Raw genomic sequence first — 21460 nt, 5'->3', positions numbered from 1 at the left:
CCAAGATGGTCGCAACTCCGTATCGGGGCGAGGAGACGGACGACGCAAGCGCGAACGTGAACGTGCGTACCGCGTTCGCGTCGTGGGCCCGCACAGTGTTCGGGGCTCCTCGACACCCCGATGCGTTGATCACGTCGGTGAAGGAGCGTGACGAGCTCATCACGCGCGTGGCGACGACGGTGATCCGTCGCGACCTCGTGCAGCAGCGCATCCCCACGCACGAGCGCAGGAGCCGCAGCACGAGCCCGGTCCACGAGGCGACGCTCGATCCGTTCCGCGGGACGATGGAGGAGCTGCGCACGCGTACCGAGCACGTCGACCGCTGCACGCCGTGCGGCGGCGGCGGCATCGCGGCGTGCCCCGCATGCGGCGGCAGCGGCAAGCAGCGCTGCGGGGGCTGCGGCGGCAGTGGGCGTGTGCTCAAGCACTACAAGAAGTCGAGCAAGTACATCAACTGCTCGATCTGTCGCGGAGGCGGCACCGTGGGCTGCGGCGGGTGTCTGTCGAAGGGCACCGTCACGTGCGCGGGCTGCGCGGGGAGCGGCCAGCAGCTCGTGTGGTGGACATACCAGGAGAGCATACGCGTCGTCGTGCAGAACTCGACGGACAGCCCGATCGTGATGGCGCACGGGCAGCTCCGCGAGGAGCGATTCCTGCGGCCTTCGGACCTCGGAGCCTTCACGCAGTTCGTCTCCGTGGAGGGCGCGGGCAGCATCGCCGGAGGAGAGCTCACGCCGGACGATGACGCGGTTCTGCGAAGACAAACCCCCGCGATCGATCCCCGGCTCGAGCGGATCCAGGCGCAGCAGTTTCTCCGCTTCGGTGTCCTTCGCCGCGACGTGCGGTACGAGATGTGCGGCACGAAGGGGACGGTCGTCCTGTCGGGCGCGAACCTGGTCGGGGCCACGACGCCGAAGGCCGTGCGGCCGATCCGCCGACGGCTGATCCTCTGGGGCATCACGTCGTTCCTGCTGTTGATCGGCGGCACGTGGTTCATCACGGCGATGAGCGGGCCGACGACCTATTTCCAGTCCGTCAACCGAGTCATCGCCTTCGCGTCGTTGATCGGCATCGCCGCGGCCATCGTCGCGGTCGGAGGCCTGCTGCGCGCGCTTCGACCCGGCTTCCGTTTCTGGCCGGCGAGCGTCGTGGATCGCGCCGCGATAGGGATCAGCGCGGCCGCCTTCCTGCTCTGCCCCGTGGTGGGTTACTTCGGCAAGCCGAGCCCAAAGGAGGTGCAGCAGGCGGTCGCCACGGGGGACCTCGATCGAGCCCGGATCACCGCGGAGGCGCTCACGGCGACCGAGTCGTCCAAGCAGGTCTCGGATGTCGTCGACGAGCTCGAGCTCGCCGAGGCCGAGCGGCTTTCAGGAGATGCGCGCCTCGAAAAGCTCGACGAAATCGCTGCGCGAAACGGCAGTCATGCGGGCGATGCCAAGGCGCGCACGCAGCGGGCACGCATCGAAGCGATCGAGGCGGCCCTCCAGGCGAACCGGTCCGCGGACGCCGCCGGGCTACTCGAGCGCTGGTCGTCGGAGCTCTCGGACGTCCCGGAGATCGGTGATCTCAAGGCGCGCGTGTTCGACGTGCAGGGCGCTGCTTGTACAGAGGATGCCTGCCGCTTCGGAGCGGCGAGAGTTGCAAAGGCGGCACACAGCACGCCCGAGCGCGAGGCTACGCTCGACAAGACGCGGCGGAAGCTCTGCGAGGAGCTCGACGCCCGGAGCATTCCCGCAGGCGATCTCCTCTCGCGGGTCCGCTGGCTCAGGTCCCAGTCGAAGCTGGCTGCCTCCGCGCGACGGCTCGGCGAGGGGGACGGCGAGGTCCAGGAGAAGGCGAAAGCGGCGGCGGTGTGGGCGAGCAGCGAACTCGGCAAGGTGGCGCTGCTCGGCGCGCCCGTGAGCGTGGTGAACGAGATTCTTGAACGCGAGCCGGGCTCTGCGAGCACGGGGTGGACCGAATTGAAGGGCGTGTCCGTGTACGCGGCGATGGTCGGCGGCGTGTGCACGGGCATTTATGCCGTCGGAGCAGCGCGGGGCCAGCGGTCTCTCTACGGGCAGGAAGAGGGGCTGCGGCGGCTCGTCGCGCAGGCGACGGGGCGGTCCGAAGTGAAGCTACCCGCGCGGCCGGCGTCCGCCAAGGCGCATGAAGTCTCGAAGTGGAATGAGGGGAGCACGCCGGTGATGGCGCGCTGGAACGACAATCTGTTGATGGAGTTGCGGATTGGGAGTGTGAATCTGTAATGCATCGGGGCATGTCGTGAACTGGGCTCCAATCTTGATGGGCGTCCTGGGCGCGTGCCTCGTTGCGTGCGGCGGCTCGACACGTCGTGCTGCGTCGCCAAACCCGACCACGCCGACCTTCATCATATTGCCGCCGTCGAGCCCACCCATGCCAATCACCGCTCCGTGGCACGCCGAGCTCACGAAACCATGCGGTTCTGCGCCCCTGGTCTCGCGGGCGCAGCTTGCTCCGGTCGGCGATATCGACGGCGACGGGCGCATCGACGTCCTGGAGACGACCTGCGCCGACCACGCGGGGGCCGATGCGTGCGTCATGCGTCTCTGCCTCGGTGTTGTCCAGGGAGGTGGGTTCATGGCTGCGGCGTGGACAGCACCGACGCCCCAGTCGGTCGTCGCGTTCAGCGACGTTGCTGCGCCGCGAGACTTCGAGGCATTCGAGGTGAAGTACGCGGGGGGTGGTGCGTGTGTCTCCGGCCGCCGCTTTCACTGGGTTCGAGGCCGAGGCGGCTACCTGAGGACAACGAATCTCCGCTGCGCGTGCACAATTCCGGCGGGTGCCCCGCTACCGCCAGGATGTGCGAGGGTTCTCCCGTGAAGCGACACTCGCTCATCGCCGGGGGCATGTTCATCATCTCGGTGCTGGTCGGATGCAGCGCGCAGATGGACCGACGCCTCGGACAGGTCGAGCAACGGCAGTCGGAGCTCGATCTCCGGGTGGCTGAAGACGAGCGACGCGCAGCAGACCTACGCGCCGATACACTTCAGTTGCAGCACCTGCTCGATGCGCAGCGACGATGCATCGCTTGGCAGGAGTGCCGAGCTCGGACCTCGCGTATCCAAGCGACCATCATGGCCAAGCTCGCCTCGTGCAACATGAACACGGCGCACTGGTTCGCGTGCGACGCGCAGCGGACGAGAAACACCGCGGAAGGTGCCGGGCTGGGCTGCCTCCTCGGCTGGGTAGTCGCCGGCGTGACCGGCGGCTCCGCGGCGCCTGCAGTTCTGATCGGCTGCGGGGCGGGTGCTGCTACCGGCAGTTCGGGGAGCACGGGCTCATGCACGACGCAGCCGAAGCCGCAGCCTTGTGGAAGGATGGAGCCCGCGTTCCGGAGTGAGGCGCTCATGCTCGAGGGCCTCACCACCATGCCCGATTGCGGAATAATGCCGACAGAATGCGTCGCGCTGAACTTTTCCTCGCGCTAGGCGTTTTCGCCTGCGGTTGTGGCGGAGGCCGTCTCGAAGGAGTGGCCGCGGTGGAGCAGTCGCTCGCGGACAGCGAGCAGACCCTCGAGCAAGCGGATGAGACGTACCGCCTGACGGAGCAGGACATGGCCTTCATGCGCGCGATGGCCATGGATGTCCTTGAGCGTGGCAACCGAGCTGCCCGTGATCTGGAGGCTGCGGCGCGGACCTACGAACAGGCTGCGGCGTTGTACGGGACGGCGAGCGTGGAGTTTGGCAACGCGGCCGGTTCCTACAAGATGGCAGCGGACAAGTACCGCGAGGTGACGATCACGCTCGTCGCCGCCGCGGCCTCCGACCTCTTCCTTCGCGGCGTCTGCGGGCGGTCCGTGAGCACGCGGCAATACCGCGAAACGCTCCGAGCGCAGGGCGTCAACCTGGAGGGCAAGGACATCGACCACATCGTCCCGCGTTCGCGTGGCGGGCCGGACATGCCGTGGAACTACAACCCGCTGGACGCGAGCATCAACCGGAGCCTGCAGGCGAACGGGACGTGGTGGAAGCTAATGAACTACCCCCTGGAGACGATGAACGCATGGGCCAAGTACGCATCGTATTTGCTCATGTGCTGACTTCACTTCAGTTCCTTCTGAGGTAACTCAGAGGGGATTCCACAAGAAATTTGGACGGACCAGTCTGGTCATGCCGAACCCTGTGGCGTGGCCATCCAAGATAGTCCGTCGAGGTGATCCTCCCATACGAGCGCATGATCGTCCCGGCACTCGTCCGTCTCGAAGAACAGGGCGTCGTGACGCTGGTCCAGACCAGAACGGGAGACCCGGGATCACCCACGTCGAGCTGCGGGTTCCCGCGTGAGCCGCCTCGTGAGGTTCCGCGGCATCGCCTTCGGCAATCGGCTCGAGCTGCGAGGGCGAGCGCCCTGGGGGCCGTCGTTCGTCACGCAGGCGAGAATACGAGTCCCGTGCGCCTCATCGGGGCTTGGACATTTCGTCGGCGAACGGGCAGGTCTTGATGCCCTGAGCTTCGACTTCTTTGCGAAATACGCCGGGTCGACTGCCAGGGTCGAGCACGCCCATTTGCTTCGCAAGATCCTTCGCCTGATCGGTCTGAAGCTGCGCGGAGATCCACTCGGCCAGGATCCGCGGTCTGTCCGCCGCCGAAGCCGTTGCGGCCCCCGGCGCGCGCGAGGGCGCATTGCACCAGGCTTCGAGGTCCGATTTGTAGGACGGCTTGGCCTCGGCAGGCGCCGAAGCCTCGGCGGAAACCGAAGTCGCCGGGGCGCCCGTCGCTCCCGCTTCTGACGGGGGAACCTCGACCGTCGATGCAGGAGGGGGGCTGCTTCCACCGCACGACGTGGCGAACAGACCAGCCATCAGGGCCGCAGAAAACAGGAAACGCATGAAGATTCTCCTGGGGCAAGCTCCTACGCGCGAATCGCAGGCCCTGCAAGCACGATTGCATACGCGGGGCTTGCAGCCCGGGGGCGAACTCGTGGACGTGAGCGAGCCGCGATGGGGGCGGCTCCGGGGCCCGTGGCGGCGGAGGAGCGGGAAGGGGCGGTGGCTCCAGCCTCACGGGAGGCGCCGGCGGGACCCGTCGTCGCGGAACGCTGCTGGGGCGCTCGCGCTTGTGGTTCGTCGCACCGAACAAAAAAAACGCAAAAGCGCCCCTCCCTCCCCGTCTCTAGGGCGAGCGCCGGCGGCCCGATGGTCCCGGCGACACCGTGAGGAGAACAGGGATGCGCAAGCTCGTGGTTGTCATGGCGCTGCTGGCGGTGGCCGGCTGCAATTCGAACAAGGGCGAGGACGCCGCCGCCAAGCCGGCCGGCTCGGGCGTGCCGGCGGCAAAGGGCGCGGCCGAGGCGCCGAAGGGTGGCGATGCCAAGGGCGAACTCGTGGACGTGGAGCTCGCCTCGCTGCCCCTCAAGATCAAGGTTCGGCCGGGCGGCATGGGCGCCATGGACATGAGCCTCGACGATCAGCACAAGAGCGCCACCGTGGACATCGGCGACGGGGCCTCGCTCAACGTCAGCGAGGCCAAGGACGATTTCGCGGCCCTGAAGAAGGGCTTCGAGGGCGACACCGCGCTCTTTCCCTTCAAGAAGTGGGCGAAGGAGGGCCCGAATATGGCCATCGTCCAGTTCGAGAACGCGGGCAAGACGGGGTATATCGGCTTCATGCTGAAGGAGATCGGCGGCAAGAAGTACGTCTGCAAAACGACCGGCCTGGACGGGGTTCCCTCGGTCGAGGTCGCGGAGAAGAACCTCAAGCCCTGCGAGACCCTCGCGGCCAAGTGAGGCGGCCGCGCCCCGGAAGGGCGCGCCGCCCGCAGCAGGCGGGTAGCGAGGATGGCGGCCGTGTCCTCCGAAGGGGTCGACGCGGCCGCTGCCGAGCCGGCTGGGAATACGCGAAGCCGCATCTTTCAAGGGAGCATCGAATGTCATCCGAATGGTTGTGTGCTGTTCTCGGAGGTCTCCTGCTCGCCACAGCCGCGGGGTGCGCGGCCGGTCATGCAGGTCAAGATCCGTCGGGCGGTGGCTCGGACAACGCAGGCGGGGCCGGCGGGGCCGGCGGCGGTGGTCACGGGGGCGGCGGCAGCGGCGGCGGCGGAGGATCGCCGGGCCACGCGCTGCCGCCGCTGCCGCTTCACACCGAGGGACGCTGGATCCTCGACGCCTCCGGGGAGCGATTCAAGTTCGCCGCGGTGAACTGGTACGGCGCCGAGGAGATGGACTACGTCCCCGCCGGCCTCGAGATCGCGGAACTCGGCGCCATCGCCGCGCGCATCCGCGCTCTCGGCTTCAACGCCGTTCGGCTCCCGTGGTCGAACGAAATGGTCGATCTGAACCCGGTCGTCGCCGACAAGGTCGTCAGCGCCAACCCGAAGCTCAAGGGCAAGACCGCGCTCGAGGTGTTCGACGCCGTGATCGACGCGCTCGCGCACGAAGGGCTCGTGGTCATTCTCGACAACCACGTGAGCGAGGCCGACTGGTGCTGCAGCGATACCGATCAGAATGGTCTCTGGTACACATCGAAATACCCGGAGGCCACGTGGCTGAAGCACTGGGAGGCCCTCGCGAAGCGCTACGCGGCGCAGCCGGCGGTCGTGGCGGCGGATCTTCGTAATGAGCCGAGGCCGGTGCTCGAAGCCGGCTGCCAGGCCTGCACGCAGTGCCCCTGCGGGAGCTGCGGCTGCGTGACGCCCGTGTGGGGCGGGGGCGATCCCGCCACCGACTGGCACGGGGCGGCCACCCGCGGGGGAAACACCGTGCTCAAGGAGAACCCGAACCTGCTCATCGTCGTGGAGGGGCTCAACTATGGGTCCGACCTCGGGGGGCCTTATACATTGCCCGTCACGCTCGACGTCCCGGGACGGGTCGTCTACTCGGCGCACGACTATGCCTGGTTTCACACGGGGCTCAGCGATTATCAGCAGCTCAAGACGGAGCTCGGCAACAAGTGGGGCTATATCCTCACGCAGGGGCAGCCCTTCACCGCGCCCGTGCTCGTCGGCGAGTTCGGCACCTGCCACAGCGGGGCCACGTGCGTGAGCGACGCGACGGGGCAAGGGTTCTGGTTCTCGGCGTTCCGAACGTATTTGAGTGAGGCGGACATCGATTGGGCGTATTGGGCGGTGAACGGGACGCAGGCGCGCGGCACCGGCCGGGTCTTCGGCGCGGAGGAGACATACGGTATCCTGGACACGAAATGGGAGGCTCCGGCGTCGGAGCCTCTGCTATCGTCGCTGCAAGCGCTCCAGGCGGTGACGCAGAAGCCGTAGCTGCCGCCGGCAGTTGACGCTTGACATCCCCGCCAAATCCGGGGAGCTTTCGCACCGTGCCCCCCGAACGGTCCCGTCGGCGCGCCCAGCTCCCGCTGGCGAACACCGCTGGCCCCGCACCGCGCCGGGCCCTCGCGCCGCTGGAGACCTGCGGGCCCGACGATCGCTTCCACGACTACATCCTCGCCGAGTACGAGCCGATCGCACCTGCCCTCGGCAAGCTCCGCTCGCTCAACGTGCTCGTGGAGTCGTTCGCGATCGCAGGCGTCGAGCGCGAGGGGCTCGCGCTCCTGTCGGCCGTTCGCGCAGGGCTCGGACCATTCCGCACGGTATGGGGTATCAAACGTCATCACGCGCACGGCGAGCTTGGTTGGGAGCTTTATTTCTACGATTTCCAGCGCGCGCACGCCGACCTCTCGATTGCCCGTGTTGCTTCCCTCCTTGCCCCCCACGTTCGGGTGACGGGGCGGGAGCCCCGGCCGCTGCCCTGGCACATGTTCAGCGTCGAGCTCGGCCCGGCTGGGCTGCTCCAGGGGGCGCCTTCGGCCATCGACATCTACATCGACATGCGCTCTTACAAGTGCGAAGGGGACGAGCTCGTCTTCGAGAACGTCTACACCTTCCACGACGCGCACACCGAGATCGAGGAGGTCCTGCACCGCCTTCGCTCTTGCATTCATTTCGATCCGAGCCGGGACGCGCTCCACCGGCTGATGCCGCCGCACCTGTTCAACTGCCGGAAGATCTGCGTCGCAAACAAACGGCACGCCGACGCGATGTATTTCTCACGGATCCCCACCCCCGCGCTCGCGCGTTTCCTCCGTGACCATCAATGGCCCGAGGCGCTCCAGGATTTCGTGCGCACGCGTGAGGATGCGCTCGGCCACCTGCTCTGGGACGTGGGAATCGACTTCCGGGCGATCGATGGGCGCGCAACGACCCTCAAGAGCGGAATTTATGGCAGCTTCTGAGCCGCAATCCCCCTTGCCGGAGGGCGGCGACGTCCGCTTCCTCCCGCCTGCTCCTCCGTGGCCGGGCGAGAGTCTGATGGTCACGTTTGCGTTCCGGTGCAACATCGCCTGCACGTTCTGCATGGTCGAGGACGCGCTGAACGTGCTGCCCGGGACCTCGCTCGAGGCGTTCCAGCGCGCCGTCGAGGATCGCTCGATGCTCAACGGCATCTCGCGGATCATCTTCAGCGGCGGCGAGGTCACCCTCGCCAAGGACCTGCCCGCCTATGCCGCATTTGCCCGATCGCTCCCCGGGATCCGGCACGTGCGCATTCAGACGAATGCAACGCGCCTCGGCGACCGTCGGGCCCTCCGCACGCTGATGGACGCCGGCATCGACGAGTTTTTTGTGTCCTTTCACGCGCCAGAGGCGGCGCTGTACGACAAGCTGGTGCAACGCGAAGGCAGCTTCGAATCGATCCTCGCGGGCCTCGAAAGCATCGTGGCAGAGGGGGGAGCGTTGTCGACCAATACGGCCATCGTCGCGCCGAACCACGACCATCTCGAGGCCATCGTCGAGCGGCTCCTGCCTTTCCGCCCGCAATCGGTCGAGTTCTGGAATTACTGGCCGCGCGGAGACGAGGAGGCACAACGCCAGATGGCTGCGCGCGTGGGCGACGTGCGGCCGCACCTCATCGGCGCCCTACGCCTCGCGCTCCAGAACGGCATCCCGCCGGTGGTGAAATGGTTTCCGCGCTGCCTGCTCGGGCCCTTCGCGCGTTACCTCGACGACGCCCAGCCGAAGGCCTTGATCGACGACGCTTACTGGACACGCGAGCCGGCGTATTCGTGCATTTACGAAGGGATCTGCGCCGACGCTGGGAGCGCGTGCTCGGGCCTCAGTCACAGCTATGTCGAGCAACACGGGTGGGAGGAAACCCTGCTTTCGCCGCGCAGGCAGGAGGCCGGCACGAGCCGCCCGAACGAAGCGCGCGTCGAAACGCGCTCCCTCGTGAAGGACGCCGGGGAGAAACGTACACACGCGGCTGCTGTCGCGACGTGGCTCTCGCAGTTCGGGCTCGCCCCTGGCATGAATCTCGAGGGATTCCGGCTGCACGGCGCGGCACTCGGCCGGGGCGTCGCCATGCTCGCGCTCCAGTTCGAGCGGGAGGGCGAGCGGATCGAGGTACGCCTCTGCCCCCGGGATCCGCGCCGCCCCGCGTTCACGCGCACGGCGAGCTACGACATGATTTACGCACGCGTGCCACCGGCGCTCGAGCGCGCGGCGCAGCGGCTCACCGAATCCCTCGCCCGTACCATCGCCGCACAGGATCAAGGCGGCAGGGGCCTGCCTGGATGAACGATCTCGTCCGAGCCATCCCCGCCGAGCGTTATACCTCGCCAAACTGGCTCGCGCGGGAGCTCGAATCGGTGTTCGGCGTCGCCTGGCTCCTCGCCGTGCACGCCTCCGAGCTCGAGGGCGCGGGCGCGTTCACCACGCTCGACATCGCGGGAGAATCGATCTTGATCGCGCGGGGTGATGACGGCGCGTTGCGCGGGTTCTACAACGTCTGCCAGCACCGCGGCGCTTCGCTCTGCGCACAATCGCATGGTCGCGCGGCGTCTTTCCGTTGCCCTTACCACCACTGGGAGTATGCGACCGACGGGCGTCTCTTGCGCGCGCCCGGCGCTGGCTCGGCGGCGCTCACGGACGAGGGGCGCCCGGTCTCCCTCCGCCCCGTGCATTGCGCCGAGCGCTTCGGCTTCGTCTGGATCTCGATGGCCGAGACGCCGCCCGATCTCGACGCCCACCTCGCGCCCATTGCGACCGAGCTCGCCCGTCATCGACCGGAGGAATATCGCCTCGTCAGCGAGACCGTGGTCGAGATTGAAGCGAACTGGAAGGCGTCGGTCGACGTCAACAACGAGGCCTACCACCTGCCCATGCTCCACCCCGAGCTCCGCGACGTCGTCGACGCCCGCGGAGCCCGGTTCGTCCTGCGCGGCGATCACTCGACCATTTCGCTCCCGATCGGCCGGCCCGGGCGCGAGGTCGCCCCCGACGAGCGCGCCTCCGAGGCATTGCGGGGGCTGCTCGCGCGGCTCGGCGTGAAGGGTTTTCCGAGCGACGGGCTCGCCTCGGACGTGCCCCCCGCCATCGCGCGTGCCTTTCGCGAGCGCGCGCGGCGCGAAGGATTCGACCTCTCCGCGAGATCCGACGACGAGCTTGCGCGCAAGGAGCAGATCCACATTTTTCCCAACGTGCAGATGAATTTCCTCCCCTTTTCGCTCGAGCTCTACCGGCACCGCCCCCACCCGATCGACCCGTCGCGTTGCTGGTTCGACGAGCTCACGTTCGAGCGCCATGGACGCGGCGCCGCGCCAAACCCGACCCGCCGCCGCGTTCGCCACGGGGAGCACGATCTCGGGCCTGTGATGGGCGCCGATGTCGACATCCTCGCACGCTTGCAGGTCGGGATGCGCTCGCGCGGCTTTCGTACCCTCCGCTTGACCGAGGGCGAGCTCGGCATCGCCCACATGCACCACGTGCTCGAAGATTGGCTCTCGCGAGGCAAGGCAACGTGAGCATCACGCCGGCCGAACAAGAGGCCTTCGCTCGCGACGGGTATTTCGTCCGGCCGGATTCGGTCTCTGCGACGATGGTGGACGCGCTGAACGCGCGGTTGTCACAGCTCATCACCCGCTGCGCGGCCGAGCACCAGGACGGCACGCGAAGAAGCCTCGCATTCTGGGACATCCTGCGCGGGTCGCGCGACGATGCGTCCGTATGTTGGGAGATGTCGCACGGGGAAATGCCGGCCCGCGCGGAGGACTGGGAGGCGCGAGCGATGCGGGTCGGGCACGGGCTGCATCGCGTCGACGAGCTCTTCGCCTCGGTGGCGCGAGGGCAGATGCTCGGCGGCGTCCTCTCGGCCCTCCTGCCACCGCCCGCCTGGATCGTGCAATCGGCCGTCGTCTACAAGCAGCCCCGATCGGACGTCGTCCAGTTCGGCCTGCACCAGGACTCCGCGTATCTCACGACGGAGCCGGAATCGCTGGTGCTCGCGTTTTTGGCCCTCGACGACATGGACGAGGAAAACGGGGCGCTCTCCGTGGTGCCGGGGACGCACCACGATCCGCTGCACGTGGCGCTCGCCATGGGGCCCGATGGGTTTTACCCCGTGGAAGGACGGCCGCGGCCGGAGCGTGATTACGCGCCGGTGCTCCTCCCCATGCGACGTGGAACCGTGGCATTCATCCATGGTCGCACGCTCCACGCCTCGGGGCCGAATCGATCGCCGCGGCCGCGGCGATCCCTTATCGTGCACGTGATGAGCGGAACGTCGAGGCTCTCGCCGAATACGTGGATACAGCCGCCCCCCGAGGGCTTCCTGTCGATCTGATGACTGCCCCCGGCGCTCCTCGTCCGGTTCGCCTCGATCGCGCGTGCGCGCTGCGAGACGCCCTCTTCCCGCGCGCCGGCTCCACGGAGGCCGAGCGACGTTTCGTCGACGCGGTGCTCGCCCGCTTCGCCGAGGACCGCCGGCATTTCTCCGACATCCTCGAATGGTCCCTCGCCGAGGACGAACGAGGCGTGGATACGGCGCGGTTCTCGTATGCTTTTCCCGGGTTCGTCCACGCGCGCGAAGACGTGACGCGCGCCGTGCTCGCCTGGGCCGATGGCCTCGGGGAAGGCGCCTCGCGTGCGGCCAAGGGCGTGCTCCGCGCGGCGCGAAGCCCCACGGTCGAGCAGATCCTCATGGGATACGCGCGTGGTACGGGGGGAGGCCCCCCGCGCACCAAGTTCTATCTTCAATTTCGCGACGGCGCTGGGCCAGCGGCGCTGGCACTCTCGCGCGCGATCCTCGGGACGCAACGCGCCACGCAATCGGACAGTCTCCCACTCCACCTCCTCGGGCTGGACATCGGCCCCGAGGGGCTCGCGGGCGCAAAGCTTTACTTCGCACACCTCGGCGCTCCGCCCCCTGTCGAGGGATTCTCCGGTCCCGTCCGGAACGCGCTCTGGATCCATCGCCTGCGGCACCCGGACGACCCTACCTTCGAGGCGCCCACCGAGATCGATTTCGCTCTCGTGGGTTCGACGTGGGACGCCCTCGCGAGCTCGCCGGCGCTCGATCCCCACGCCGCGGCGCGCACGGCGTTCGATGCACTCGGGGTCTCGTTCCGGCTTCGCGCGCGCCGCGCCTCGCTCGGGCTGCGGGGCGCGCACAAGCTCAATGTTTATTACGTGCTCGACGAGCTGGAACCGTGATGCCTTCGATCACGGAGGAACGTCGAGCTACACGTTCGACCTCATCGTGCGCACATTGCTCTCGCGGCTCCGCTTGCTCGCCGACAAGCATCCTTTCCAGGTCCTCGTGTCGAGCCGAGGAGCGAGCGCGAGGAGCCGCACACCTGCGTAGCCACCGCGTCGGAATTGCGCGGGCGCGGTCGGCACCGGTAGCATCCCGTGGGTGAGCGATGATCCGCCTCTTCGCAAGCTCGACCAGATCGTGGGCGAGCTGCTCGCGCCGTTGTTGAACGCCCGCCCGGCGCCCGGTGGCTGGCGCCTGGCCGGCTGGGACGTCGAGCAGGGCGTCTGCGTCGTGCTCGCCCGCGGCGACGAGTGGGTGCTGGTGGAGTTCGAGAGCCGCGACGACACGCGCGACTGCTACACGCGGACGTCCCGGTTCAACGTGTGCGCGCGGCACCAGTTCGATCCCGAGAAGCCTCTGAGCGCGTCGGCCCACCGCGCGGTCGGGCAGCTCGTCGACATGGTGCGCCGGCGAGAAGGCGCGCTGCCCATGGTCCCTCGCCCGGCGCCGACGCGCGGGAGCGAGGTGCGCGAGGTCCGCGTCGAACGAGCGCTCGTGCAGCAGGGCCCGGGGCATTATTACCTCAACCCGTACGTCGGCTGCATGATCGGCTGCGAGTTTTGCTACGTCGCCGACCGCGCTGACCTGTCGCGCGAGCTCGAGGGCCGCGCGCAGCTGCCGTGGGGGCGCTACGTCGACGTGAAGGTCAACCTGCCCGAGGTGCTCGCGCGCGAGGTCGCGACCCTGCCGCCTGGGCTGGTTCGCATGAGCCCGATCGTGACGGATCCCTACCAGCCACTCGAAAAGAAGTACCGCATCACGCGGCGTTGTCTCGAGGCGCTGGTGGGCACGGGCTTCACGCCCGGGGTGCTCACGCGTGCCGCGCGGATCGGAGAAGACGCCGAGCTGCTGGGGCGCTTCCGCCGCGTGCTGGTGGGCCTCTCGATCCCAACGGACGACGACGAGGTGCGGCGGCAGTTCGAGCCCGGCGGGGACCCGATCGAGGAACGGTTTGCGGCGCTCGATGCGTGCCAGCGCGCTGGGTGCGTGACGGTCGCCGTGGTGCAGCCGGTGCTGCCGATGGACCCCGAGCGGCTGGCCGCGCGGCTCGCGCCGCTGGTGCGTGCCGTGCGAATCGATCGAATGTACGATGGCCATCGCGTGCGCCACCTGTACGAAGCGGCCGGCCGGCTCGATGCGGCGACCGAGGAGTTTTACCAGCGGACCGCGGGGGCGTTGCGGGCCGCGCTCGAGGCGCGCGGCGTTCGCATCGACCCGCTTGATGACCTGCACACGTTGATGCAGTGAACGACGAGCCTGGATCGACGTCCGGGCTCGCCAAGGCTCCTGATTCCACGGCTGGACATTCGTCCCGCGTGGTCGCCGCAGCATGTGGACACTCCCCGCAGGCACCATGTTGCGCAAAGTGAAAGAGTGAATTCGTTACAGTGACTATTCTTACGGCAAACGAGAGGATCTAGATCGGGGACGTCGCCGCCGCGAAGCGTCGACGGCCACCCGGCTCCAAGCGAGGGAGAATCCTCATGTTTGCCACCACTTCGACCACGATTCCCGTCACCCATCACCGGACCGCGACCGTCGAGGGACTGGAGATCTTCTACCGCGAGGCCGGCCCGGCCGACGCCCCGGTGGTCGTGCTGCTCCACGGCTTTCCGAGCTCGTCGCACATGTACCGCAACCTCATTCCCGCGCTCGCCGACCGCTACCGCGTGATCGCCCCCGACTTGCCGGGTTTCGGCTTGTCCGCGATGCCTCCGCGTGAGGCGTTCGAATACAGCTTCGCCAAGTTCGCCGCTATCGTCGACGGCCTGCTCCAGCAGCTCGGCGCCGATCGCTACGCGCTCTACGTGATGGACTACGGCGCGCCAACGGGCTTTCGCCTGGCGCTCGAGCATCCCGAGCGCGTGGCTGCGCTCATCACCCAGAACGGAAATGCCTATGAGGACGGCCTGCTGGCCTTCTGGGATCCTATCAAAGCGCTATGGGCCGACAATTCGAAAGCCCATCGCGACGCACTCAGGCCCTTCATGACGCTCGAGATCACGAAGTTCCAATACGTCGATGGCGTGAAGGACATCTCGCGGCTCGATCCCGCGGCGTGGCTCTACGACCAGCTCTTCCTGGACCGCCCCGGCAACGTCGAGATTCAGCTCGACCTATTTTACGACTACCGCAACAATGTCGCGCTTTATCCCAGATTCCAGGAGTTCTTCCGGACGCACAGGCCGCCGACGCTGATCGCCTGGGGCGCAAACGACAGCATCTTTCCCGCCGACGGCGCCAGGGCCTTCCTGCGCGACCTGCCCGACGCCGAGCTCCATCTTCTCGATAGCGGCCACTTCGCGTTCGAAGACAAGGCCGACGAAATCGTGCCGCTGATACGCGACTTCCTCGCCCGCCACCTGCCGGCCTGACCAGCCGACCCATCGGTCGACCCCTGTGCCGTCCGGAACGCGCCGGGCGGCGCACCGCTCCACGCGTCTCGTTTTCAAGGAGTGAGACAATGAACAAGAAAGTCGTCATCATCACGGGCGCCTCGCAAGGCATCGGCGCCGGCCTCGTCGAGGGCTATCGCACGAAGGGCTGGAGCATCGTCGCCAACTCGCGCTCGATCAAGCCCGGCGCCTTCGGGGGCGATCCCGACGTCCTGATCGTCGACGGCGACGTCGGCCATCCCGAGACGGCGAAGAAGATCGTGGATGCCGCCGTCACCACGTTCGGCCGGGTCGACACGATCGTCAACAATGCCGGCATCTTCATCGCCAAGCCGTTCACCGAATACACGGCCGAGGACTTCACGAAGAAGCTCAACGTCAACGTCGCGGGCTTCTTCTACGTGACCCAGGCGGCGGTCACCCAGTTTCTGAAGCAGGGCGCGGGCGGGCATATCGTCAGCATCACGACCACGCTCGTCGACCAGCCGATCAAGGGTGTGCCCTCGGTTCTCGCATCGCTGACGAAGGGCGGGATCGACGCAGCGACCCGCAGCCTCGCGATAGAATATGCCGCAAACGGCATTCGCGCGAACGCAGTCTCGCCGGGCATCATCAAAACCCCGATGCACGCCCCCGAGACGCATGCGTCCCTCGACGGCCTGCACCCGCTCGGCCGCATGGGCACGATTGACGAGATCGTCCAGGCAGTCCTCTATCTCGAGGATGCAGGCTTCGTCACGGGCGAGACGCTTCACGTCGACGGCGGCCAGCACGCCGGCCACTGGTGATCAGGGAGAACCACGCCAGCGGCAAGGCCTGACCACCATGGAACGGCGCGGCGTGCCGCCCCCGCATGCCGCGCCGGCTCTCTTTAGCCGCCGGTGCAGGCGATCTGGCGCCGCGTGAATTCTGCTTTCAGCCGCGGGCCCGCGAATTCGAAGAAGGCGCGCACCTTGGGCACCGAAAGCCGGCCCTCGGGCGTGATCAGATGAACGGGGAGTGGCACAGGCTCCGCGTCGGCCAGCACGATCCGCAGTCGACCCGCTGCCACCTCGTCGGCGACCTGGTACGAGAAGACGCGTGTGATGCCGTTGCCCTCGACCGCGGACGCCACCGCTGCCTCGACGGTGTTCACCACCAGCCTCGGCTCGATCGCTACGTGCCGCGTGGCGCCCGTGGCCTTTTCGGGTGGGAAGTTCCAGCTCTCTTGGCCAAAGGAGGTCATCTGGATACAGCGATGGCGGACAAGGTCGGCCGGGCTCATGAGCGGTGGCGCCGCTTCGAGATACGCAGGCGCCGCGCAGAGCACCTTCCGCACCTCACCGATTCGGGTCGCGAGGAGGCTCGAATCGGGCAAGTGCGCAATTCGCAGCCCCACATCGATGCCTTCCTCGACGAAGCTGACCGTGCGGTCCAGCAGCAGCAGCCGCGCCCTGACCGCGGGTTCTTGCGCCAGGAACGCGTCGAGGATCGGACGCATGATCTTCGTTCCGCTCACCAGCGGCGCGGTCACGGTGAGCAGACCTCTCGGCGCGCCGCGCTCGCTCGCCGCGAGCATGTCGGCTTCCTCCAGATCGACCAGCACACGCCGGCAGGCCGCGGCATAACGCTCGCCAGCCTCGCTCAGATGGATCGAACGCGTGGTGCGGTGGAGCAGCTGTACGCCGACATGGTTTTCGAGAAAGGTGATCGCGCGCGTGATCGACGCCGGCGAGCGGCCGAGTTTGCGCGCCGCGCCCGCAAGGCTCCCCTCGTCCAGCGTCGCGACGAAGACGCGCATGGCGTCAATCCGGTCCATGACCCTTCCTAAAGCAGAATATTGGTGTGCCTGTCTCGGTCATTCTCTCGGATGTTGCAGAGATCCTTTGTAAGCTTGTGGCGCGGATCCAGCGTCGCTTCAGGAAAGGCTGCCGATGCGACGCCGCGCTCATGCTCTTCGGTTCACCCGGTCTCTACGGCAAGCGCAGTTCGCCTAAGGCGGACAAACCGGCATGTCCTCCTCCCCGACGCCTAGCACGTTTCCCGTACGCCGGGCAACCGTGACGCTATCCCAACGCGACGGGCCCGCACTTGGTGTCCACGATCATGTCGCGAGTGCCGGGCGCGGAGGCTGACTCGAAAGAGAGGCAGGCTCGACCTCGACGGGCTCGTGAGATCGATGCCCTCGTCACACCACAGGCAAGCTCTGCGCGAAGCGAAAGACGTTTTGCGGATCGTATTTTGCCTTCACCTGCAGGAGCCGCGGCAAGTTCCCGCCGTAATAGGCGTGCTGCCAGTCGGCGAGGTCCGGATCGATATAATTTTGATACGCCTCTCCGGACATGTACGGGCGCAGGGACGCATGGAGGTCGTTCAGCCCGTCGCGGTTCTCTTGTTGCGTCTCGGGCGTGTCCGTGGGGCGCTCGTAAGCGAGATACTGGCAAGAGAACAACGGGGCACGATGCACGAACGCCGTCGCGTCCGGCGCGACGCGGCTCAGCGCACCACCATAGGCGTCGAGCAGAATGTACCCTGTAGCGGTCGCGGTCGCGCGCGCGGCCACCCACTCCATCATGATATCAATGGCGGCAGCCGGCAGCGGCTCCGTGACGTAATCCGATTTGGCGCGATAGATCTCGCGCTCAAGCGTGCCTTGCGGCGCGAGGTGGCATGCCGCCGCGGTGCTCTCGCAGCCCGCCCACATCAGCGTGATGTTTTCGTAGGAGTCGGCCTCGACCACTGTTGTCGTCGGCGTCCCCAGCGCCGGCGACAGCATCGGGAGCAACAGCTTCTCGAGCGCCGCCACCGGCCCCAGGTACATGCCAATGACGCGGACCCACGGCTCCTTGCCAGGACGACAGAACAGGCCGCATAACGATGTGAGCTCGTCCGGCGCGTACGGGGCCCAAGCCTGCCACGCATCAACGACCTTCGCCGCGTCCGGCCAGCCCCATATGAGTCTGAAATAAGACGCCTCGCTGACGGCATACACCTGCAGCTTCAACGAGGTCACGACGCCGAATTGCCCGCCGCCTCCGCCGCGACATGCCCAGAATAGATCCGTGTTTTGCTTGTCATTGCAGGTGAGCAGGTCCCCGGCGGCCGTGACAAGCTGGATCTCCAGCAGGTTGTCCGAGGTCAAGCCAAACTTGCGCGAAATCAATCCATAACCACCGCCGAGCGCATGACCCGCGATGCCGACCGTGGGGCAGGTGCCGGCTGTCAGCGCGAGTCCGTGGGCAAAGAGCGCGCCATAGATGTCGATCAGCGATGCGCCGGCCCCGACCAGGACCGTATGGTTCGTCGTGTCCACTTCGATGGTCGCCATGTCGCGGACGTCGAGGACCAGCCCGGACGTCGTCGAGAAACCACCATAACTATGCCCGCCGCTGCGCGCTGCGATGTGAACGCTGTTCCGTCGCGCCCAACCCAGCGCTTTTTGTACATCGCTCGCTGATTTGCATTTCACGACAGCCAGCGGTCGAACCGCATCGAACCGGGTATTGTACAGGAGGCGTGACGCGTCATAGGCCTCGTCCGCCGGTACCACGACGGTGCCCTGAACTGATCTCGCGAGCGCGCCAATATCGTCGGGGACGGGCGCGGGCGTATCCGCGCAGGCATCCAGGAGAGCAACTCCAAGCGCACCAGCGGCGGTCTGGGTAAGAAACGTGCGGCGTGAAGTCAGGCAATGCGCAGTCATGCGCGGAAAGTGACAGCAAGGACCCCACAATGCAAAGCCTGGCGGCGCTCGACCGAGCTCCCGGATGTATCTACCGCGTTCCCTGCCCAGGCCGATTCGGGTACCGATGGCTCCATCCCGGACGGCGGCGCCGCAGGGCCGTCCAACGCGGTTTAATGTAGAATGAATCGGCGGATGCGAGCCACCGGCGGCATCGTGCCGCGTATGCGCTACCAGCTCCTCGTCACCTTCCTGCTCGTCTCGCACGCCGCGGCGTGCGTCTCCCACGACGCCCAGCCCGCGCCTGGGAACGACATCGATATCGTAGCCCCTTCGGAATGCACGACCGACGTCCCAGATGGGGAGGTCGTCGTCGGTTGTGACTTCGGCCCCGGCATCACGCCATTCGCGGTTGGCGCGGGCCGCGTGTACGTGGTGTCTCCAAGCGGCACGTATTCGGCGATCGACCTCGCCGCCGCAAGCACGACGCGCCTCTTCCGCTACCAGTTCACCGCGACCACGACGCAGCTCGCGAGCAGCACTGTAGTCCGCGGGGATACGTTGTACTTCCCGGGGAGCGTCATCGAGGGCGGCATCGTGCGGACCGCGCTGATGGCGTTCGACGCCGTGACCGCCACGCCCGACGGCGCGGCGGAAATCGTCGCATGGGGCGACCGCTACGAGCTGGTCGCGCCGATGATCGGCGACGGTGAGCGGCTGTACGCGGAATCGGTCGTCCACGAGGACATCTCGGCGAGCTCGGGCCCCGTGATCGCAATCGGGTACGACGGCAGCAGCCCGACCATGCTCACGGAGGAGTACGACGCGCCCATCGGCGTCGCTGGTGGCTTCCTCTATTATCGGCACGGCTACGAGGCGAAGCGTGTGCCGACGACGGGCGGTGCGGCCGAGTTGCTCGCGTCGGGACTATCGTCGCACGGCCTCGGCGATCACGCGGTCGACGCGGACTACGTGTACACGACGTCCGCGGTCGCGCCGTACGAGCTGCGGCGCTTCGGGGCCGGCGGCTCGAACGAGCTCGTGCTCGCTGCGCCAATGGGCGACGCCGAGTTCCCGCGCGGCGCGCCGCACGACCTGCGGCGCCACGGCGCGTGGCTGTATTTCCTGCAGAATTTCGGCGATGGCTACGCCATGCTGTCGCGCGTGCGCGCCGACGGCAGCAGTGAGTTCGAGCAGCTCGCGCAGGGCACGCAGCTCACGCCACCCGTATTCGATGACACCGGCATTTACGTCGCGTATACGCGCGGCGGCGCCGACGATCCGTTCGAAGGCGTGATCGTGCGGATCGCGCAATAGCCGCCGATATCATCTGCCGAAGGAGATCCGCCGGGCTTCCCGAGCACGCCGAGGGCACAGTGGCGCGCCAGGCTCGGTCGCCCGGGGACGCGTGATCAGTGCACGCAGGGATCGACCGGCGGCGGGTCCGCCGGGGCCACTGCGCCCAGCTCGACCGCCTTCATCGTGAATCCGAATCCGATCGAGATCCCGTCGCACGTCTTCGTCGGGTCCTGCGTCCCGTCCTTCATGATATCGGACGCCTGGCGGATCTGGTAGAGAATCGATTGCAACGTCGGCGAGTTCGGATCACAGAACGATTCGTCGAACTTCGCGGCCGACTTCGCGATCTCCACCAGGAACGCCTCGGTATCGATGATGCCGCCGAACTGCCCCTCGATGGCCCCGTCGTGGCCTGGAGAGAGCTTCATTTCGATGCGCGCGTGGCGGATGGGGAACGCCGAGAGGATCGCGCCGCTTCCGTCGCCGAGCACCAGGTCGAAGTTTACCCCGAGGCCGGATCGGTACACGTCCTGATCGATCACGCTCTCCAGAAACACGTTCTTCGCCGAGGCCGGATCCGCCGGGTCGTTCAGGAAATCCGGGCCGAGGGGCCAGGCGTCGGTCCCGTCCCATGTCGGCAGCGTCCCCAGGTTGTCGCCGCGATAAAGCTTGCTCGTCGCCGCACATGACGTCGACGCGCCTAGCCCCTCGATGGCCAGCATGTAGGTGAATTTGCCGGCCTGCACGTCCTGGTTCACCTGGTTCGGGTAGTCGCCGTAGAGCCCCAAGATGATGGGCAAGAGGTTCCTGCCGAAGGAGTTGTCTTTGCCATCGTACGCGTCGGGGTACGCTGCGGCGGGGGTGCCGCCGGCCGCCGGCTTGCACAAACCGACAGAGTCCTTGGTCGACGTCACGCCATCGAGGTTCAACCCATAATGCTTCCAGCCCGTGCTGGCGTTCGGCGTGCCGTCGGGATCTGTAACGCCCAGCAGGAACTTGTCGATGGCCAGGACCGTCGTCGTCCCGTCATTGCAGGCCGGCAAGCTTCCTCCGCCGCCGCCCTGACCGCCGCTGCCGCCCTGACCGCCGCTGCTTCCCTGACCGCCGCTGCCTCCCTGACCGCCGCCCCCTCCCTGATCGCCGCCATCGCCCCCGCTGCCGCCTTCGCCGCCCTGGCCTCCGCTGCCTCCTGGGCCACCGGCACCCGCGCCGCCGTTGATCACGGTGACATTGCAGCCGGCGGCGAATGCGAGCGCCGCCGCCAGAATACCCCCACCCGCTCGAAATATCAAAGAATGCTTCATGCCTCTCTCCTCGCGACTTCCTCTGCCGGCAACGGCAGCATTTCGACCATTCAGGCCTGATGCATGGCAACGTACATGCCGCGACAGGGTGGCTATCTTTTTCGGTCTACGCCTTCGCTCCTTGGCAACCTGGTTGGCATCCCGCCGGTCATGCTGCCAACCTGGCAAGAATCCAACGTTTCTGGCAGCGCCGGCGCCCCGGGGTTGATTTCCTGCTCCGAAGGAGGGCAGAACGCCCACGTCGCCGA

Annotated in this window: 18 protein-coding genes; 14 read left to right on the top strand and 4 right to left on the bottom strand. The window is 67.2% G+C overall.

Translation table 11 applies throughout. The annotated features are described in order from the left end of the window. The first annotated feature begins 5 nt into the window (after window positions 1–5). From POL67_RS05575 to POL67_RS05565, 3 genes are all read left to right on the top strand, one after another. Window positions 6–2243, top strand: a complete 2238-nt coding sequence (locus tag POL67_RS05575; RefSeq protein ID WP_271916012.1) for a hypothetical protein — start codon at window positions 6–8, stop codon at window positions 2241–2243. A gap of 591 nt (window positions 2244–2834) precedes the next feature. Continuing rightward, complete coding sequence (locus POL67_RS05570; RefSeq protein WP_271916011.1) at window positions 2835–3446, top strand: hypothetical protein; 612 nt, start codon at window positions 2835–2837, stop codon at window positions 3444–3446. A gap of 50 nt (window positions 3447–3496) precedes the next feature. After that, on the top strand, window positions 3497–4057 hold the full coding sequence (locus POL67_RS05565; protein ID WP_271916010.1) for an HNH endonuclease: 561 nt from the start codon (window positions 3497–3499) through the stop codon (window positions 4055–4057). Between the two features lie 357 nt (window positions 4058–4414). On the opposite strand, the gene POL67_RS05560 is transcribed toward POL67_RS05565, so the two are convergent. After that, window positions 4415–4846, bottom strand: a complete 432-nt coding sequence (locus POL67_RS05560) for a hypothetical protein (RefSeq protein WP_271916009.1) — start codon at window positions 4844–4846, stop codon at window positions 4415–4417. A gap of 338 nt (window positions 4847–5184) precedes the next feature. Here POL67_RS05560 and POL67_RS05555 point away from each other — a divergent pair, with 338 nt between their 5' ends. The 10 genes from POL67_RS05555 to POL67_RS05510 all read left to right on the top strand — a co-directional run bounded on the left by POL67_RS05555 (window position 5185) and on the right by POL67_RS05510 (window position 15736). After that, entirely contained in the window at window positions 5185–5742 is a 558-nt protein-coding gene (locus POL67_RS05555; protein WP_271916008.1) for a hypothetical protein, read from the top strand. A gap of 140 nt (window positions 5743–5882) precedes the next feature. Then, window positions 5883–7226, top strand: a complete 1344-nt coding sequence (locus POL67_RS05550; RefSeq protein ID WP_271916007.1) for a glycoside hydrolase family 5 protein — start codon at window positions 5883–5885, stop codon at window positions 7224–7226. A gap of 56 nt (window positions 7227–7282) precedes the next feature. Further along, window positions 7283–8197: a hypothetical protein gene (locus tag POL67_RS05545; RefSeq protein ID WP_271916006.1), complete on the top strand. Its 915-nt coding sequence runs from the start codon at window positions 7283–7285 to the stop codon at window positions 8195–8197. Further along, window positions 8184–9536 carry a radical SAM protein gene (locus POL67_RS05540; protein ID WP_271916005.1) on the top strand — a complete coding sequence of 451 codons (1353 nt, stop codon included), beginning with the start codon at window positions 8184–8186 and terminating at the stop codon, window positions 9534–9536. The genes POL67_RS05545 and POL67_RS05540 overlap by 14 nt, the downstream gene beginning before the upstream one ends. After that, complete coding sequence (locus tag POL67_RS05535) at window positions 9533–10762, top strand: aromatic ring-hydroxylating oxygenase subunit alpha (RefSeq protein WP_271916004.1); 1230 nt, start codon at window positions 9533–9535, stop codon at window positions 10760–10762. The genes POL67_RS05540 and POL67_RS05535 overlap by 4 nt, the downstream gene beginning before the upstream one ends. Beyond that, window positions 10759–11580 carry a phytanoyl-CoA dioxygenase family protein gene (locus POL67_RS05530; RefSeq protein WP_271916003.1) on the top strand — a complete coding sequence of 274 codons (822 nt, stop codon included), beginning with the start codon at window positions 10759–10761 and terminating at the stop codon, window positions 11578–11580. Before POL67_RS05535 ends, POL67_RS05530 begins: the two co-directional genes overlap by 4 nt. After that, the gene (locus POL67_RS05525) at window positions 11580–12449 is read left to right on the top strand and encodes a hypothetical protein (RefSeq protein ID WP_271916002.1); all 870 of its coding nucleotides are present in this window, start codon (window positions 11580–11582) and stop codon (window positions 12447–12449) included. The genes POL67_RS05530 and POL67_RS05525 overlap by 1 nt, the downstream gene beginning before the upstream one ends. Before the next feature lie 202 nt (window positions 12450–12651). Continuing rightward, a complete protein-coding gene (locus tag POL67_RS05520; RefSeq protein ID WP_271916001.1) occupies window positions 12652–13800 on the top strand; it encodes an SPL family radical SAM protein in 1149 nt (382 codons plus the stop codon). Window positions 13801–14036: 236 nt separating this feature from the next. Then, window positions 14037–14927 (top strand): alpha/beta fold hydrolase, encoded by an 891-nt coding sequence (locus POL67_RS05515; RefSeq protein ID WP_271916000.1) that lies wholly within the window; start codon window positions 14037–14039, stop codon window positions 14925–14927. An 89-nt stretch (window positions 14928–15016) separates the two neighbouring features. Continuing rightward, entirely contained in the window at window positions 15017–15736 is a 720-nt protein-coding gene (locus POL67_RS05510) for an SDR family NAD(P)-dependent oxidoreductase (protein WP_271915999.1), read from the top strand. Between the two features lie 83 nt (window positions 15737–15819). Here the strand turns inward: POL67_RS05510 and POL67_RS05505 are convergent, their stop codons facing one another. Further along, entirely contained in the window at window positions 15820–16746 is a 927-nt protein-coding gene (locus tag POL67_RS05505; protein ID WP_271915998.1) for a LysR family transcriptional regulator, read from the bottom strand. A 369-nt stretch (window positions 16747–17115) separates the two neighbouring features. After that, window positions 17116–18630, bottom strand: coding sequence for an FAD-binding oxidoreductase (locus POL67_RS05500; RefSeq protein WP_271915997.1), 1515 nt, complete (start codon window positions 18628–18630; stop codon window positions 17116–17118). Between the two features lie 174 nt (window positions 18631–18804). On the opposite strand from POL67_RS05500, the gene POL67_RS05495 reads away from it, so the two are divergent. Next, complete coding sequence (locus tag POL67_RS05495; RefSeq protein WP_271915996.1) at window positions 18805–19926, top strand: PQQ-binding-like beta-propeller repeat protein; 1122 nt, start codon at window positions 18805–18807, stop codon at window positions 19924–19926. A 95-nt stretch (window positions 19927–20021) separates the two neighbouring features. On the opposite strand, the gene POL67_RS05490 is transcribed toward POL67_RS05495, so the two are convergent. Beyond that, window positions 20022–21212, bottom strand: a complete 1191-nt coding sequence (locus POL67_RS05490; RefSeq protein ID WP_271915994.1) for a hypothetical protein — start codon at window positions 21210–21212, stop codon at window positions 20022–20024. Window positions 21213–21460 lie beyond the last annotated feature (248 nt).

Source organism: Polyangium mundeleinium (assembly GCF_028369105.1).
In the GTDB taxonomy this organism is placed as follows: Bacteria; Myxococcota_A; Polyangia; order Polyangiales; family Polyangiaceae; genus Polyangium; species Polyangium mundeleinium.
This window is presented reverse-complemented; position numbering and strand designations above follow the sequence as displayed.

Bases quoted from the DNA above. Each gene is read 5' to 3' on its own strand.
- POL67_RS05500 (WP_271915997.1), bottom strand. From the start codon at position 18,630: ATGACTGCGCATTGCCTGACTTCACGCCGCACGTTTCTTACCCAGACC.
- POL67_RS05540 (WP_271916005.1), top strand. From the start codon at position 8,184: ATGGCAGCTTCTGAGCCGCAATCCCCCTTGCCGGAGGGCGGCGACGTC.
- POL67_RS05505 (WP_271915998.1), bottom strand. From the start codon at position 16,746: ATGGACCGGATTGACGCCATGCGCGTCTTCGTCGCGACGCTGGACGAG.
- POL67_RS05490 (WP_271915994.1), bottom strand. From the start codon at position 21,212: ATGAAGCATTCTTTGATATTTCGAGCGGGTGGGGGTATTCTGGCGGCG.
- POL67_RS05560 (WP_271916009.1), bottom strand. From the start codon at position 4,846: ATGCGTTTCCTGTTTTCTGCGGCCCTGATGGCTGGTCTGTTCGCCACG.
- POL67_RS05515 (WP_271916000.1), top strand. From the start codon at position 14,037: ATGTTTGCCACCACTTCGACCACGATTCCCGTCACCCATCACCGGACC.
- POL67_RS05555 (WP_271916008.1), top strand. From the start codon at position 5,185: ATGCGCAAGCTCGTGGTTGTCATGGCGCTGCTGGCGGTGGCCGGCTGC.
- POL67_RS05550 (WP_271916007.1), top strand. From the start codon at position 5,883: ATGTCATCCGAATGGTTGTGTGCTGTTCTCGGAGGTCTCCTGCTCGCC.
- POL67_RS05525 (WP_271916002.1), top strand. From the start codon at position 11,580: ATGACTGCCCCCGGCGCTCCTCGTCCGGTTCGCCTCGATCGCGCGTGC.
- POL67_RS05495 (WP_271915996.1), top strand. From the start codon at position 18,805: ATGCGAGCCACCGGCGGCATCGTGCCGCGTATGCGCTACCAGCTCCTC.
- POL67_RS05510 (WP_271915999.1), top strand. From the start codon at position 15,017: ATGAACAAGAAAGTCGTCATCATCACGGGCGCCTCGCAAGGCATCGGC.
- POL67_RS05535 (WP_271916004.1), top strand. From the start codon at position 9,533: ATGAACGATCTCGTCCGAGCCATCCCCGCCGAGCGTTATACCTCGCCA.
- POL67_RS05575 (WP_271916012.1), top strand. From the start codon at position 6: ATGGTCGCAACTCCGTATCGGGGCGAGGAGACGGACGACGCAAGCGCG.